This window comes from Acinetobacter sp. YWS30-1, assembly GCF_033558715.1.
Classification (GTDB): domain Bacteria; phylum Pseudomonadota; class Gammaproteobacteria; order Pseudomonadales; family Moraxellaceae; genus Acinetobacter.
The window spans coordinates 405,698-419,580 of sequence record NZ_CP114606.1 but is presented as its reverse complement, the minus strand read 5'-3'; the positions used below and the strand labels follow the sequence as shown (position 1 = coordinate 419,580).

Below are 13,883 nucleotides of genomic sequence, written 5' to 3'. Positions count from 1 at the left end.
CACGATAATAAAGTCAACATTTCACTACAGGATTACATCATTCCGGCTAACAACTCTCGTATTAGACTGATTTAGTAAATTTAAATTGAGATGATGAGGAAGAAAAATATGAGTCATGATGTAAAGACTATTTCAAATTTCAATTTAGAACAATATTTAGGGATCTGGTACGAAATTGCCCGTCTGCCTATGAAACACCAACCTGAAGACAGTACTGATATTTCCGCAGCCTACAGCCTGAATGAAAATGGCACAGTCCGCGTCCAGAACCGTTGTCTAGATGGTGCGGGCAAACTGGATGAATCTATTGGGGAAGCCACCATTGTGGATGCTGAGCATGGGAAACTGGAAGTCAGTTTCTTGCCTGAAGGTTTGCGCTGGGTACCTTTTACCAAAGGGGATTACTGGATTCTCAAACTGGATGACAATTATGAAACTGCATTGGTTGGTGAGCCAAACATGAAATATCTATGGCTCCTGCATCGTAAGCCGACACTGGATGAAGCAACCAAACAGGAATATCTGGCCTATGCTAAATCTCTGGGTTATGACCTGTCTGATCTGATCCATACGGTACATACCGGTAAGCCAACAGCTTAAAAAAGATGATAAAAAAGCATCCATCATGGATGCTTTTTTATGCCCTTTTCTCTTATGTTTAATCATTTTCACTGCTATGCGGAAGTGCTCAAAAAAAATGTTATGATGAGCGCAATTTTAAATTGCCCAATTCAAAGAAAAGCAATTTGCAACAGATTTTAAGAGAGACCTATGCGCCAATATCTTGACCTTTTACAACATATCCTCGACAACGGCGGCGATAAAGGCGACCGTACCGGCACAGGTACACGCTCGGTATTTGGTCATCAGATGCGCTTTGATCTTTCCAAGGGCTTCCCTTTACTCACCACTAAAAAAGTTCATTTCCGTTCGATCGTGATTGAACTGCTGTGGTTCCTGAAAGGCGATACCCATGTAAAGTATCTTCAGGATAATAAAGTGACCATCTGGGATGAATGGGCAACTGCGGAACAGACCGCGCGTTTTGGTCGTCCAGAAGGTGAACTCGGTCCAGTCTACGGCCATCAGTGGCGTAATTTTGGTGCTACTCAAAATACGGATGGCAGCTACAATCAGGATGGTTTTGACCAGATCAAATGGCTGATCAATGAAATCAAGACTAATCCTAATTCACGCCGTCTGATTGTGTCTGGCTGGAATCCAAATGAAGCGAGTCAGGTGGCTTTACCGCCTTGCCATACCCTGTTCCAGTTCTTTGTACATAATGGCAAATTGTCTTGCCAGCTTTATCAACGTAGTGCTGACGTTTTCCTTGGCGTTCCGTTTAATATTGCTAGCTATGCTCTATTGACTCATATGATTGCACAGGTGTGTGATCTGGATGTCGGTGATTTTGTCTGGACGGGTGGTGATACGCATTTATATGCCAATCATTTTGAACAGGCCAAACTTCAACTCAGTCGTGAGCCTTTAGGCCTGTGCCAGTTAAAACTGAATCCTGAAGTTAAAGACTTGTTTGATTTCAAATTTGAAGATATTGAAATTGTGGGTTATGAATCACATCCAGGAATTAAAGCACCAGTTGCAGTTTAATTCTGGTTAAGCCCCGGAAAATATTCAAATCCCACTTTGCTTAAAGTGGGATTTTGCATTTTAATAGCAATAATTTTTATCTGTTTTTGAGTATGGGTATGGCATTTCAGGATTTAGAAGTCGTTCATGTCGTGGCAATGGATCAGCAGCGCTGTATTGGTAAAGACAATGATCTGCCTTGGCATATCTCAGCAGATCTCAAGCACTTTAAGGAAATTACCCAGGGTGGCGTGATTGTCATGGGCCGTAAAACGCTTGAGTCGATGGGCCGTGCGCTGCCTAAACGTGTGAACTGGGTGATTACCCGCGATCCTGACTGGTCTTTTGAAGGCGTCAAAGTCGCGCATACGATTGAAGATGCCTTGACTCAAGCCGTGGCCGATGTGCAGACTTCAGAAAAACCGAATGCTATTTTTATCATTGGCGGTGGGGAAATCTTTAAACAGACTCTGGAGATCGCTGATCGTCTGGAACTGACCCATGTTGAACTGGATGTACAGGGTCACGCCTACTATCCGGAAATTCCAGCCGAGTTCAAAAAAGTTGCATCAGAACAACATATCGATGACAAAACCGGTATTGCATTTGAGTTCGCAACATACAGAAAATAAAGCCTATTTTCTATAAAAGATTGAACATGCAAGGACAAGAAAATTCAGAAAAGCATTGGAGCCTGTGGTTATTAGGGAGTCTGTTTAGTGTATTTGTCCTGTGTTCAAGTCTTTGGCTGAGCCTGATGCTCTGGGTGCAACAACCCTTGGGTAAAATTGGCAGCATCATTCTGATCGGTCTCTGGCTTCTATTTGCCTGTGTGGTCTTGGGCATTTATTTCACCAAGCATCTGATTTCCCGCCAGGTGGATACAGTGCTTTATCTGCTAGCCTTTCTGGTCAGCTTACTGGCTTATTTAAGCATAGAACCTCGTCAGGATCGTGACTGGAATCCTGAAGTTTCCCGACTGCTCTCCTATGAGCAGCAAGGCAATCAAGTCACCTTGCACAATATCCGTAATTTTGACTGGCAAGCAGAGGGTCAATATACTGAACGCTGGGAAAGCCGGAGTTTTGATCTAAACGACATTACCGGGGTAAACATTATTACCTCTTACTGGATGGGACCTAAAATTGCCCATACGCTGGTCAGTTTTGATTTTGCCAATCAGAAACCGCTCGCCTTCTCGATCGAAATTCGCAAAGAAAAGGATGAGAAATTTTCTGCTATTGGTGGCTTCTTCCGAAAATATGAACTGAGTTTGGTCGCCTCAGATGAGAAAGATATTGTATATACGCGTAGCAATATTCGTGGTGAGCAGGTTTACTTTTTTCCGGTCAAAATGCCGCAAGCAGAAGCTCAGGCCCTATTTAAAGAATATCTGCGTAAGGCTGATGAACTGGCCAAAGAACCTAAATGGTATAACACCTTGAGCAGTAACTGCACGACGCTGGTCTTTGATATGGCTCAGGCAGTATCTCAACAACAGCTTCCTTCAGATTACCGTCTGCTGGCTTCTGGATATTTACCCGATTATCTATATGATTTAAAAGCGCTAGATCAGCGCTGGGATATACAAACCTGGTATCAGCGTGCACACGTTAATCCACGGGTTAAAGATATCGGTCAGATCTCCAGTCAGGAGTATTCACAACGCCTGCGTCAAGGCCTACCTGAGCCGAGTTCCAGATAATTTTCTAAGCTATCCAACTTAAAGAAAGATACAAAATCAACTGGCATATATTGCATTTTTTTGTTTATATACAAATAGCTAACTCAGAATTAGAGTCTCTCTCATGCTAAAAAAATTAACAGCAATCATGATTTTAGGTTCAGTCTTTGCTATATCAGGTTGTGAAACCGTACCTAGTACCTCATCAGTCAAAACTGAAAATAATTTACAGCTCCTGCAAAATCGTACCTGGATTGTGAACCAGATTGGTAATACCGAAATTACTACAACACCGACAACACGCAATATTCCAAGTCTGCAATTCGATGCAGCGACTCAACGCGTGTCTGGCGCAGATGGCTGTAACCGTATCATGGGCAGCTACACTGCCGGCAAAGACACCCTTAACTTAAGCCAGATGGCGAGTACCGAAATGGCTTGTCTGGATAATGCAGGTCTGGATCAGAAATTTAAGGAGACACTGAGCAAAGTGACTCATTATCAGGTCTATGGTAAAACCCTGAAATTAATGGACCGTCATGGCAATTTACTCATTCAGTTAGAAAGTGCAGTACAGCCTCGCTAAGTTTTGACTACAAAAAACCTGTGTCGTGCAGGCTTTATATCTTTCATACTCATATGAACATTCAATAATCAGCACTCTACAATGATGAGGACTTAACCATGCAACAAGCACTATTTGGTGGTGGATGCTTTTGGTGTACCGAAGCAGTATTTTTACAGCTTCAGGGCGTACAGAAGGTCGTCAGCGGCTATGCGGGTGGACAAAATCCTAATCCGACCTATGAGCAAGTCTGCGGCGGTGATACCAATCATGCCGAAGTGATCCTGATCGATTTCGATGAAAATCAGATTACGTATAGTCAGTTGCTCGAAGTCTTTTTCGCAACCCATGATCCAACGACATTAAACCGTCAGGGCAATGATGTCGGCACGCAATATCGTTCTGTAATTTATTATTTTAATGATGAGCAGAAAGAAACTGCACAGCTCACAATAGACTCATTGAAAGCTGAAGGATTGAATATTGTGACTGAACTTAGCCCTGCACCGACTTTCTACCCTGCCGAAGAATATCACCAGAATTTCTTTGCCAAGAATCCGAATCAGGGCTACTGTAATTTCGCGATTCCGCCCAAGCTGAACAAATTACAACATAAGTTTATGACGCTGCTCAAAACTCATTAATCTGGATGCGGCTTGATCAAATGCCCTCTTAAATTAAGGTAATAAAAAAGCGACTGAGATCAGTCGCTTTTTTCATTGAGAGTAAAAAATTAGTTATCAGTTGCAAAGGCAATATCGCTGAGTCCGGCTCCACTCGCGCGTGACATCACTTGAGCAACGGTGTCATAACGTGATTCTTTATCTGCTTTCAATACGATGGTCGGTTGACGCTGTGCCTGGCTCGCCTCATTGAAACGGGTTTCAAGTTGATCCAGGGTCAGTACATCACCATTCCACGCTACATCACCTTTGGCATTGATGCTGATGGTGACATTTTCAGGTGGCAGGTCAATAATTTCTGCAGTGGTTTGCGGCAAGGTTAATGGAATTGATGGGTTCGCAACGGTCGCTGTCACCAGAAAGATGATCATCAATACCAACATAATGTCGATCAGGGGAATGAGATTCATCTCATTCATGCCTGTATCGTTGTCTTCACCCAATTGAAAAGCCATTAAGCTTGACCTCCAACTAAACTGTCTTGTGTTACTTTCGCATCAGCCTTCTTTGCAGAAGAGTCCTGCTGCAACATGGTATCAATCAATAAGCTATGCGCATGGTCTTGCAGTTCATTGCTTAAAGTACGGTTGACACGTACACAGATGTTATATGCAAGTACTGCAGGAATCGCCACAGCCAGACCCAGACCGGTCATGATCAGCGCTTCACCCACGGGAGTGGCTACTTGTGCCAGACCTGCCTGACCGCTCTTACCCACGGCAACCAGTGCGTGGAAGATCCCCCATACTGTACCGAACAGACCGACAAAGGGTGAAATTGAAGCGATGGTACCCAAGACAGATACACCTTTTTCCGCATTACCTTTTTCTAATGCGATCTGACGCAATAAAGCCTGCTCAGCTACAGCTTTACGTTGTTCAAATGCCAAAGGAGTCATTTTATTTTTCAATTGTCCTAATGCTTTAGATAATTGAGCATAGGCAATCTGTTTAAGTTGGCGAGTGCCCATCAAACGCAGCACAAAAATGGTCCATGTCGCAATCGACATTGCCAATAACACGAAATACAGTGTTTTACTGACTGCATCAGCGTGTTGCCAATAAACTGAAAAGTTCATATTCGAACTCCTAATGGGTTAGCCGTTATTTGGTAATCTGAAAATCGAAAGGCTGTTCCACACGGGTTGGATAAGCCACACCATTTTCAACATATTTGGTCAGTTGTGCACGACGTACCGCTGATTCAACTTTGCGCGTAACGGCCGGGCTACAACTCGAATTTCGTGCGGTCGCAGAGACCACTTTCCCCTGCTCATTTGCAGATACATCCACCACTAGCGAACAGGCTGATTTTAACTCTCCTGCCGAGAGCGACACTTTTGGTGCACGCTGCCAAGATACGCCGCCGCCAATTGCAACACTTTTCGGTGCTGGCGGTGCAGGTGGAGTCGGCGGTGCGACAGGTGCGGGTGGCGCAACCGGCACAGGTGCAGGTGCCATTTTTTTAGTTTCAGTCACGACCGCAGGAACCACTGGACTTGGTGCCGGTTTGGCTTCAACTGGCGGTGCAGTAACAGGTTTAGGCGTTTCTGCTTTTTTCACCTGCTCAATTTTTTCTACTTTTTTGGGTGGCGGTGGCAGCGGTTTTTCTACAATTTTAACTTCTTTCGGCTTTGGTGGCTCTTGTTTAGGCTCTGGCGGCTTTGGCTTCGGTGGTAAAGGTTTTGGGGCTTCCTGAAGTTTGACGAAACGAACCTTTAAAGGTTCTTTATCGACCTGTTTCAGTTCAGGTGCTTCCATCTGGCTGACTGCCCATAAGAGACCCACGTGTCCAACCAGAACCGCCGCCAGAATAGAAACGACTTTCTTTTTCATCTGATTTGACGGTGGTGGTGTCATGGGAGCAGCAACTTGACTCATTAAATCTATTTACCTCGAAGAGATGATGCGAAACAAACTATCAAGCTCATCGGTTAGCACAATTAAAGTACGCCAATAATAAATGAGAAGTGTTTTCATTTGCAACTACTAATCCCACTTTTCTCCATTATTTTTGTTTCAAACAAAAAAGGCATACTTAAAGTATGCCTTTTTTAAACCGAGATGCAAGCGCTTATTGGAACACGACAGTTTTATTGCCGTCGACAATCACACGGTCTTCCAGATGCCATCTCACTGCACGTGCCAGCACATTACGTTCAACATCCTGACCCAATTCACGCAGCTGTTCAACAGTAAAGTCATGGTTCACACGCTCTACATCCTGCTCGATGATTGGACCCTGATCCAGATCAGCTGTCACATAGTGTGCAGTTGCACCGATCAGTTTTACACCTTTGTCATAAGCCTGTTTGTAAGGATTAGCACCCACAAACGCTGGCAGGAATGAATGGTGAATATTGATCACTTTCATTTCCCATTTACTTACGAACTCTTCATCGAGAATCTGCATATAACGGGCTAATACCAGCAGATCGTTGCCCTGCATCAGTTCATCAATCTGTGCATAGGCTTCACGTTTGTTCTCTTTGGTCACAGGAACCACTTCAAACGGAATACCAAAGTTTTCTACTGATTCACGTAGAGTTTCGTGGTTAGATACCACTTTAGTGATTTCACATGGCAGACCGCCGCGTGCATGACGCCATAGCAGTTCAAGCAATGCATGGTCGACTTTAGAAACCAGAATACCGACCTTCTTCACATCACTGACCAGTGCCAGACGCCAGTGCATGCCATAGCGCTCTGCAACATTGCCAGCAAAAGTCTGCAACAGGCTTTCTTTACGGCTTTGCAGATTGTCCAGTTCAAACTCAACACGCATGAAGTAACGTCCGCCCTGCGCTGCTGTCGCGTATTGATCAAGCGCCGTAATGTTGGCACCCTGATGATACAAGAAGCTTGAAACAGCCTGCACGATGCCTGGCTTGTCTTCACAAGTAATCAATAAACGTGCGGTATTAGCAGTCGTCATATTCATGTTGGTTAAGGTCACTAATTAGTTAAATTAAAAAAATAAGCCGAGTATTCTAACGCGTTTCTTAGATATTCTGAATAGTTTGTTCAGATTCAGGCGGTTTAGGCGACGACAGACTGGCAAACAGCTCTGAAGAACCGAACGAGTTAAGTAAGCTTTCATACGTCTGACGGCTTTCACCACGCAGATAAGCACCTTCCAGGAACACCATCTGACGCAGTGCCTGCCAGACCCATTTTTCTTCCAGAGTGTTGGAATCGGTAATATGACCCGACATATACAGGAAGTTGGTCCAGTTGGTCAGCACGATCCAGAGGTTAATGATCAGCGCTTCAATTTCTGAATCGGTCATTTCCATCAGGCCGGCATTTACGAAGGCTTTATAAATTTTTTGTCCCTGCTGCATCACCTGTCCGGCAAAACGCGGATAAAGCTTGCGGAAATCTTCGTTATTTTCGACCAGATGGTATACATCACGGTGCAGAAAACGATAAGCCCAAAGCTGACTGCTCAGTACCTGAAAATAATGAATCTTGTCATTGGCATCCAGAGCACGGTCTTCCGGAAGTGCCAGCATTTCCAGCGTCTGATGCTGATACTGCTCCATCAGTTCCTTGATAATTTCATTTTTATTACGGAAATGGTAATACAGATTACCCGGACTCATGCCGAGTTCAGCAGCAATATGGTTGGTGGTTACAGATCGTTCGCCACGTTCATTAAACAACTGCAAGCTGAGCTGTAAGATACGCTCTTTGGTTTTTAACGTTTTGGTTTGGGACATCCTAAAATAACCATTCAGTTCATGCATTAGTAGACTAACACACAAAGTAACTTGACTAATTAGAGTATTTGCTCTAAAAATTAATTAATCGATTTTGAATAATGGTAGTGCGGCATGAACAGTCACACAAAAACAACTTCAATGACACCACATTTTCTTGATAGCCAGCACCTCAATGAAATTCTGGCTCAACAAAAACACGCCTACTTACGCTACCCACTGCCGACTGCAAAGGAACGTATCGATCGTTTAGCTCGGCTTAAGCGTATCTTAGTTAAGTATCAAGATCAATTTGCCGATGCAATTAATCAAGACTATGGTAACCGCTCTATCGGGGAAACCAAAATTGGCGAGTTACTGACTTGTCTTGAACATATTAAATATTACAGCAAAAACCTGACCGGCTGGATGAAACCGTCCAAGCGTCATGTCGGTATTATTCACCAGCCGGCAAAAGCCTGGGTACAGTATCAACCTCTAGGCGTGATCGGCATCATCGCACCGTGGAACTACCCTTTATTATTATCCATTGGTCCTCTGATCTGTGCGTTAGCTGCGGGCAACCATGCCATGATCAAAATTTCCAGTTCATCGGCTGCTTTTGGCAAGGTACTGGAAAAAGCCTTAGCTGAAGCCTTTCCTAAAGAACTGGTTGCCGTGGTGAATGGTGGCGGTACGGTATCTGATGCCTTCTGCCGACTGGCTTTTGACAAGATGATTTTTACCGGCTCAACGGCTGTGGGTAAAACCGTGATGGCAGCAGCTGCGGAAAATCTGGTACCTGTGATTCTGGAACTGGGTGGCAAATCCCCTGTACTAGTGCATCCATCCATTGACCTGCGTGATGTAGCTCAGCGTATTGCCGTGGGCAAGCTCTGGAATGCGGGCCAAACCTGCGTGGCACCGGATTATATGTTCCTGCCGCGTGGCAAAACTGCCGAGTTTATCGATCATTTTAAAGCCTGTGTCGAAAGCATGTATCCGGACATCAGCCATAATCAGGATTACACCTCGATTATCAATGACAAGCAGTACAATCGTTTGCAAGGTTATCTGGATGATGCCCGTGAGCAAGGCGCGCAGATTATTGAAATCAATCCACGTAATGAATCGCCAGCAGACCTGCGTAAAATTGCACCGACCATCGTGACCAATGTTATGCCAAGCATGCAGATCATGCAGCATGAAATCTTTGGGCCGCTCCTGCCGATCATGGAATATGATCAAATTGACGACGTTATCGACTTTATTAATAGCCGTCCGCGTCCACTTGCATTATACTATTTCGACTTTGATCAGGCGCGTGCTGATTATGTCGCACAGCGTACCCATTCAGGGCATTTCGGGCAAAACACTGTATTAACCCATGTCGCACAGGATGACCTGCCATTTGGTGGTGTCGGTGCTTCCGGTATGGGTAAATATCATGGGCCAGAAGGCTTCTTCAGTTTGTCGCATGAACGGTCTGTAATGTCGAATCCTAAGCTGTATAGCTTGAAATACATTCTGCCTCCGTTTAATAAGCCGATCCATAAGCTGATTTCGAAGACACTTCTTCGATAAATGATCAAGGCATGAGCTATCACACGGGCTCATGCTTCGTTTTAGACAAAATCGCTTGTCTTTTAAGCGCATTTTTGATATAAAACGCCCCTTGAATGAATTCAATCCGTTTATTTTTGACTGGCCATACAGATTTGCTGTTGGCTAAATCAATGGAGTTACACCATGTCTAAGGTTTGCCAAGTTACCGGCAAGCGTCCAGTCGTTGGTAACAACGTCTCACACGCCAACAACAAAACTAAGCGCCGGTTCGAGCCGAACCTGCACCACCACCGTTTCTGGTTAGAAAGCGAAAAACGTTTTGTACGTCTTCGTTTAACCACTAAAGGTATGCGTATTATCGACAAATTGGGCATTGAAAAGGTTGTTGCTGACCTTCGTGCTCAAGGTCAAAAGATCTAAGTAAGGAGTCAGGACAATGCGTGATAAGATTCGCTTAGTTTCTTCAGCTGGTACAGGTTATTTCTATACCACTACTAAGAACAAACGTACTATGCCGGAAAAAATGGAAATCAAAAAATTTGATCCAAAAATCCGTCAACACGTAATCTTCAAAGAAGCTAAAATCAAATAATTTTAGTTTTTTGAAAAAAGCGACCTTCCCGGTCGTTTTTTTTTGCATTTTTTTTATGCGGCTTGATAAACTTTCTGTTTCTTCTGGCATTTTCTGTGCTTATTTCCCATAAAAAACTGAAATTTCATAAAATTTATTTTAAAGGAGTGTTTAGTGCCACATGACGTAGAGCTCATTATCCTGTTAGCTGTCGGTTTTGGCTTGGCCCTGGTTTTTGGCTATATCGCTGCACGTCTACGCCTTCCCCCACTGATTGGTTATCTGGTTGCCGGGATTCTGATTAGCCCGAACACCCCAGGCGTGGTCGGAGATGTGCATCTGGCGAACCAGCTGGCCGAACTTGGCGTCATGTTCCTGATGTTTGGTGTCGGGATGCACTTTTCTCTGAATGACCTGATGCAGGTCAGGCGTATTGCCTTGCCGGGTGCGGTATTGCAGATTGCAGTCGCAACACTCCTCGGAGTCGGGGTCTCCATGCTCTGGGGCTGGAATTTTGGCTCTGCCCTGATCTTTGGTTTAAGCCTGTCTTGTGCCAGTACCGTCGTGCTTCTCAAAGCCCTAGGAGATCGTGGGCTGCTCGAATCCATTAACGGGAAAATTGCAGTCGGCTGGCTTCTAGTTGAAGATCTGGTTATGGTGCTGGCACTGGTATTATTACCCGCAACTGTAGTACTGCTCGGTGGTCAGGCTCTGGAAGGCAGTAGTAGCGATCAGAATGTCTGGATCACCTTAGGCATTACCTTGCTCAAAGTAGCCGGCTTTATTGCTTTCATGCTGATTATTGGTAAACGTTTAGTGCCAATGATCATGCAGGTGGTGGCACGTTTAGGCTCACGTGAGCTATTTACCTTAACCGTCGTAGCTGCAGCCGTATCGATTGCCTTTGGGGCTTATAAGGTCTTTGGCGTATCCATGGCACTCGGTGCGTTCTTTGCCGGGATGGTAGTGAAAGAGTCTGACTTCAGCCACCGTGCCGAAGAAGAAACCTTACCGCTGCGTGAAATCTTCTCGATTCTGTTCTTTGTGTCCGTCGGTATGCTGTTTGATCCGCGTATCCTGATGGATCAGCCACTTCATGTGTTGGCGGTGCTCGGTATTATCATGATTGGTAAAACCATCGCAGCGATGGCACTGGTGCTGTTCTTCCGCTACCCAATCAATACGGCACTCACCGTCGGTGCATCTCTGGCACAAATCGGTGAATTCTCTTTTATTCTGGCCGCACTTGGTGTATCGCTAAATCTATTGTCACTCGATGGACAAAACCTGATTCTGGCGGGTGCCCTGATTTCGATTACCCTGAACTCGTTTATTTTCTCAGCAGTAGAACCGGTACAAAAATGGATCCGCGAACGTTCGTCTCTGGCGCGCTTATTGGAGCGTAGTGGTGATCCGCTTGCCATGCTACCGGATGAGGTCTCGCAGGACTATCTGCGTGATCAGGTGGTGATTGTGGGTCATGGTGAAGTCGGTCGTCGAATTACCTTATCTCTAATGGAGCAAGATATTAAGGTAGTCATTGCCGAAGAAAACCGTGAGATCGTAGAGAACTTGCGTAAAAAAGGCATTGCGGCAGTTTCTGGTGTCGCAACTGAACCCGGTGTGTTGATTCAGGCTCACATTCAGCATGCACGTCTATTGGTGATCTCACCGATGGATATTATTGATATCCATAAAATCGTGGATATTGCCAAGACCCTAAACCCTGCTATTCAGATTCTGCTATGTGCGGAAAGCAAGGAAGAAGCCGAAGTGATTCGCCGTGACAATATTGGCGAGGTGTACTATGCCAAAGAGGAAATGGCGAGAAATATGAGCAATCATATTTTGAACCAGATCGAGATTGCGCATAACCATCCACCTACGCATTATTCAGGCTGATTTCTTAAAGAAGTTGTCAAAATTGGCAACTTCTTTTTTTATTGATTTAGCTGAAATTTATCAGATCTTAAGTTAATAAAATTTAAAATTACTTCTCTAATCTAACCGACTTAATTTTTCTCTTATTCTCTATTTTTCTCATTTTATAAACACAAAAAAAGCACACTTCAAGTGTGCTTTCCTGCTCGCCAGGGTAGGCAATTTAACTCATATATTTGGGCTCTTCATCCACAACTTCAGCTTGCCATTCATTGACCTGCTGTTCCAGCAAACCATATAAAGCGGCCTGAATCATGTGTTGTGCAATCACAGGCGTTTGATCACCCAACAGGGCTTTGACCTCGTCATTAAACTGAATCATGACTAATGGCTGTTTTTTTGAGCCTGCATTTCGTAATGCCAACGCGCCACCTTCAAGTTGAACGAGTTCCAAAATCGCGTCTTGATTACCAAATAAATCTTTCAACTGTTCTATAGACATATATCCTCCATGTTCAACATGGTGGCAAAGAGCGATTGCACTTTGCATCATTAGAGTAATTGATATAGGGTTAATAATCGCAATTTCAAGTACAGCTGATCAGATTAAAATTCAACCATCTCATTACGAAAACCATCAATAAGCTGCGTCAGGTCACGATGCCATTCTCGTAATATAGCAGTATCAGGTAACCAGGCTTGTGGTGTCTGTGTGACTTTAATGATGAGATTTGAAGAAGTTTCGTCTTCGGGTTGTGGCGAACTTGGCTCTGGCGCATATTGGCAGAGACGGTAAGCACGTTTCAGTTCAGCAAGAAAACCATCTTTGGATAAATGCTGTAATACGGTCACTTCAGGTGATACCTGCCCCTTAGCCGCCATAAGCTCTTCAATCGATTTCAGCGTCGGGCTCAGGTCATTCAGACGGTAATAGCGTACCAGTTCCTGCAAAAAGGCCAGCAGCGCCCCATGCAGATGGAATACGGCAGCTTCACGATGAGCTTGTGCCTGCTGCACATGATCAGTCTGTTCAGCCTGCTGACAGGCCATACGGGCGAAATAAAGTTTTTGATTGGTACGGTCCGCATGATAGCGAGCAACTCGTGTCATCGAGATTTCCTAAGCATTAAAACAAATTTTGGCTCTTATAAAGTAAAACGTCCGCTCGCATTACGCAATGCAAGATTGTCTACGCTGTCGATCTATTCTGCATGATCTTGATACTTCAGACTGCTGATATTAACCCTTCAGTAAAAATCTAGGCCTTTTTAAAGGCAAAAAAAAGAGCATCATACATGCTCTTTTTTATCAGCTGTTATTTAAGCCTGTGGCTTTTCTTCAGCTTGCTTCACACGAATCCCCTGACCATGCAGGCGCAGTGTATTTAAACCTTTAATCGCTTTAACAGCTTCACGGCCATGTGGCATTTCTACAAAGGCAAAACCTTTAGACTTGCCTGTTTCTGCATCCATGACCAGCGTACAAGACTCAACAGTACCATATTGCTGAAACAGGGTCAGCAATTCAGCTTCTGTTACAGTGCGCGCCAAGTTACGAACTAAAATTTTCATCGGATAACCTTAAGAAGATAGGCAAAAATAATCAAAAAGCACGTGCCTACTCTACTTTTTGCGTCAAAC

The 13,883-nt window shown here is 44.4% G+C and carries 18 protein-coding genes; 10 read left to right on the top strand and 8 right to left on the bottom strand.

All coding sequences use genetic code 11. From position 1 onward, the window contains the following. Positions 1–108: 108 nt before the first annotated feature. The 6 genes from O4M77_RS01980 (at position 109) to msrA (ending at position 4,486) form a co-directional block, all read left to right on the top strand. Positions 109–600 (top strand): lipocalin family protein, encoded by a 492-nt coding sequence (locus tag O4M77_RS01980; protein ID WP_179992413.1) that lies wholly within the window; start codon positions 109–111, stop codon positions 598–600. A gap of 171 nt (positions 601–771) precedes the next feature. Further along, complete coding sequence (thyA, locus tag O4M77_RS01975; protein WP_180010908.1) at positions 772–1,614, top strand: thymidylate synthase; 843 nt, start codon at positions 772–774, stop codon at positions 1,612–1,614. Positions 1,615–1,712: 98 nt separating this feature from the next. Next, the gene (gene dfrA40, locus O4M77_RS01970; RefSeq protein ID WP_180057611.1) at positions 1,713–2,225 is read left to right on the top strand and encodes a trimethoprim-resistant dihydrofolate reductase DfrA40; all 513 of its coding nucleotides are present in this window, start codon (positions 1,713–1,715) and stop codon (positions 2,223–2,225) included. Between the two features lie 26 nt (positions 2,226–2,251). Continuing rightward, entirely contained in the window at positions 2,252–3,298 is a 1,047-nt protein-coding gene (locus tag O4M77_RS01965; protein ID WP_180057614.1) for a DUF4105 domain-containing protein, read from the top strand. A 103-nt stretch (positions 3,299–3,401) separates the two neighbouring features. Further along, complete coding sequence (locus O4M77_RS01960) at positions 3,402–3,863, top strand: META domain-containing protein (RefSeq protein WP_180057617.1); 462 nt, start codon at positions 3,402–3,404, stop codon at positions 3,861–3,863. Positions 3,864–3,961: 98 nt separating this feature from the next. Next, positions 3,962–4,486: a peptide-methionine (S)-S-oxide reductase MsrA gene (msrA, locus tag O4M77_RS01955; protein WP_004781907.1), complete on the top strand. Its 525-nt coding sequence runs from the start codon at positions 3,962–3,964 to the stop codon at positions 4,484–4,486. 89 nt (positions 4,487–4,575) lie between these two features. Here the strand turns inward: msrA and O4M77_RS01950 are convergent, their stop codons facing one another. The 5 genes from O4M77_RS01950 to O4M77_RS01930 all read right to left on the bottom strand — a co-directional run bounded on the left by O4M77_RS01950 (position 4,576) and on the right by O4M77_RS01930 (position 8,246). Further along, on the bottom strand, positions 4,576–4,980 hold the full coding sequence (locus O4M77_RS01950; RefSeq protein ID WP_004781905.1) for an ExbD/TolR family protein: 405 nt from the start codon (positions 4,978–4,980) through the stop codon (positions 4,576–4,578). Beyond that, entirely contained in the window at positions 4,980–5,603 is a 624-nt protein-coding gene (locus O4M77_RS01945; protein ID WP_034702346.1) for a MotA/TolQ/ExbB proton channel family protein, read from the bottom strand. Before O4M77_RS01945 ends, O4M77_RS01950 begins: the two co-directional genes overlap by 1 nt. A 25-nt stretch (positions 5,604–5,628) precedes the next feature. Further along, positions 5,629–6,405, bottom strand: a complete 777-nt coding sequence (locus O4M77_RS01940; protein WP_004781901.1) for a hypothetical protein — start codon at positions 6,403–6,405, stop codon at positions 5,629–5,631. A gap of 193 nt (positions 6,406–6,598) precedes the next feature. After that, positions 6,599–7,465 carry a formyltetrahydrofolate deformylase gene (gene purU, locus O4M77_RS01935; RefSeq protein ID WP_004781900.1) on the bottom strand — a complete coding sequence of 289 codons (867 nt, stop codon included), beginning with the start codon at positions 7,463–7,465 and terminating at the stop codon, positions 6,599–6,601. Positions 7,466–7,526: 61 nt separating this feature from the next. Then, complete coding sequence (locus O4M77_RS01930) at positions 7,527–8,246, bottom strand: TetR/AcrR family transcriptional regulator (RefSeq protein ID WP_034580311.1); 720 nt, start codon at positions 8,244–8,246, stop codon at positions 7,527–7,529. A 114-nt stretch (positions 8,247–8,360) separates the two neighbouring features. Between O4M77_RS01930 and O4M77_RS01925 the strand changes: the two genes are divergently transcribed. From O4M77_RS01925 to O4M77_RS01910, 4 genes are all read left to right on the top strand, one after another. Then, positions 8,361–9,809: a coniferyl aldehyde dehydrogenase gene (locus O4M77_RS01925; protein ID WP_159123618.1), complete on the top strand. Its 1,449-nt coding sequence runs from the start codon at positions 8,361–8,363 to the stop codon at positions 9,807–9,809. 165 nt (positions 9,810–9,974) lie between these two features. Then, positions 9,975–10,211 (top strand): 50S ribosomal protein L28, encoded by a 237-nt coding sequence (gene rpmB, locus O4M77_RS01920; protein ID WP_000048256.1) that lies wholly within the window; start codon positions 9,975–9,977, stop codon positions 10,209–10,211. Positions 10,212–10,227: 16 nt separating this feature from the next. Next, the gene (rpmG, locus tag O4M77_RS01915) at positions 10,228–10,383 is read left to right on the top strand and encodes a 50S ribosomal protein L33 (RefSeq protein WP_001205031.1); all 156 of its coding nucleotides are present in this window, start codon (positions 10,228–10,230) and stop codon (positions 10,381–10,383) included. 153 nt (positions 10,384–10,536) lie between these two features. Beyond that, positions 10,537–12,264: a cation:proton antiporter gene (locus O4M77_RS01910; RefSeq protein WP_323713748.1), complete on the top strand. Its 1,728-nt coding sequence runs from the start codon at positions 10,537–10,539 to the stop codon at positions 12,262–12,264. A 202-nt stretch (positions 12,265–12,466) separates the two neighbouring features. Here O4M77_RS01910 and O4M77_RS01905 read toward each other — a convergent pair whose 3' ends face one another. The 3 genes from O4M77_RS01905 to O4M77_RS01895 form a co-directional block, all read right to left on the bottom strand. After that, positions 12,467–12,745, bottom strand: coding sequence for a hypothetical protein (locus O4M77_RS01905; RefSeq protein ID WP_004781893.1), 279 nt, complete (start codon positions 12,743–12,745; stop codon positions 12,467–12,469). Between the two features lie 104 nt (positions 12,746–12,849). Next, a complete protein-coding gene (locus O4M77_RS01900; RefSeq protein ID WP_159123620.1) occupies positions 12,850–13,353 on the bottom strand; it encodes a DUF6586 family protein in 504 nt (167 codons plus the stop codon). A 209-nt stretch (positions 13,354–13,562) separates the two neighbouring features. Beyond that, positions 13,563–13,814 (bottom strand): RNA recognition motif domain-containing protein, encoded by a 252-nt coding sequence (locus O4M77_RS01895; RefSeq protein ID WP_004781890.1) that lies wholly within the window; start codon positions 13,812–13,814, stop codon positions 13,563–13,565. Positions 13,815–13,883 lie beyond the last annotated feature (69 nt).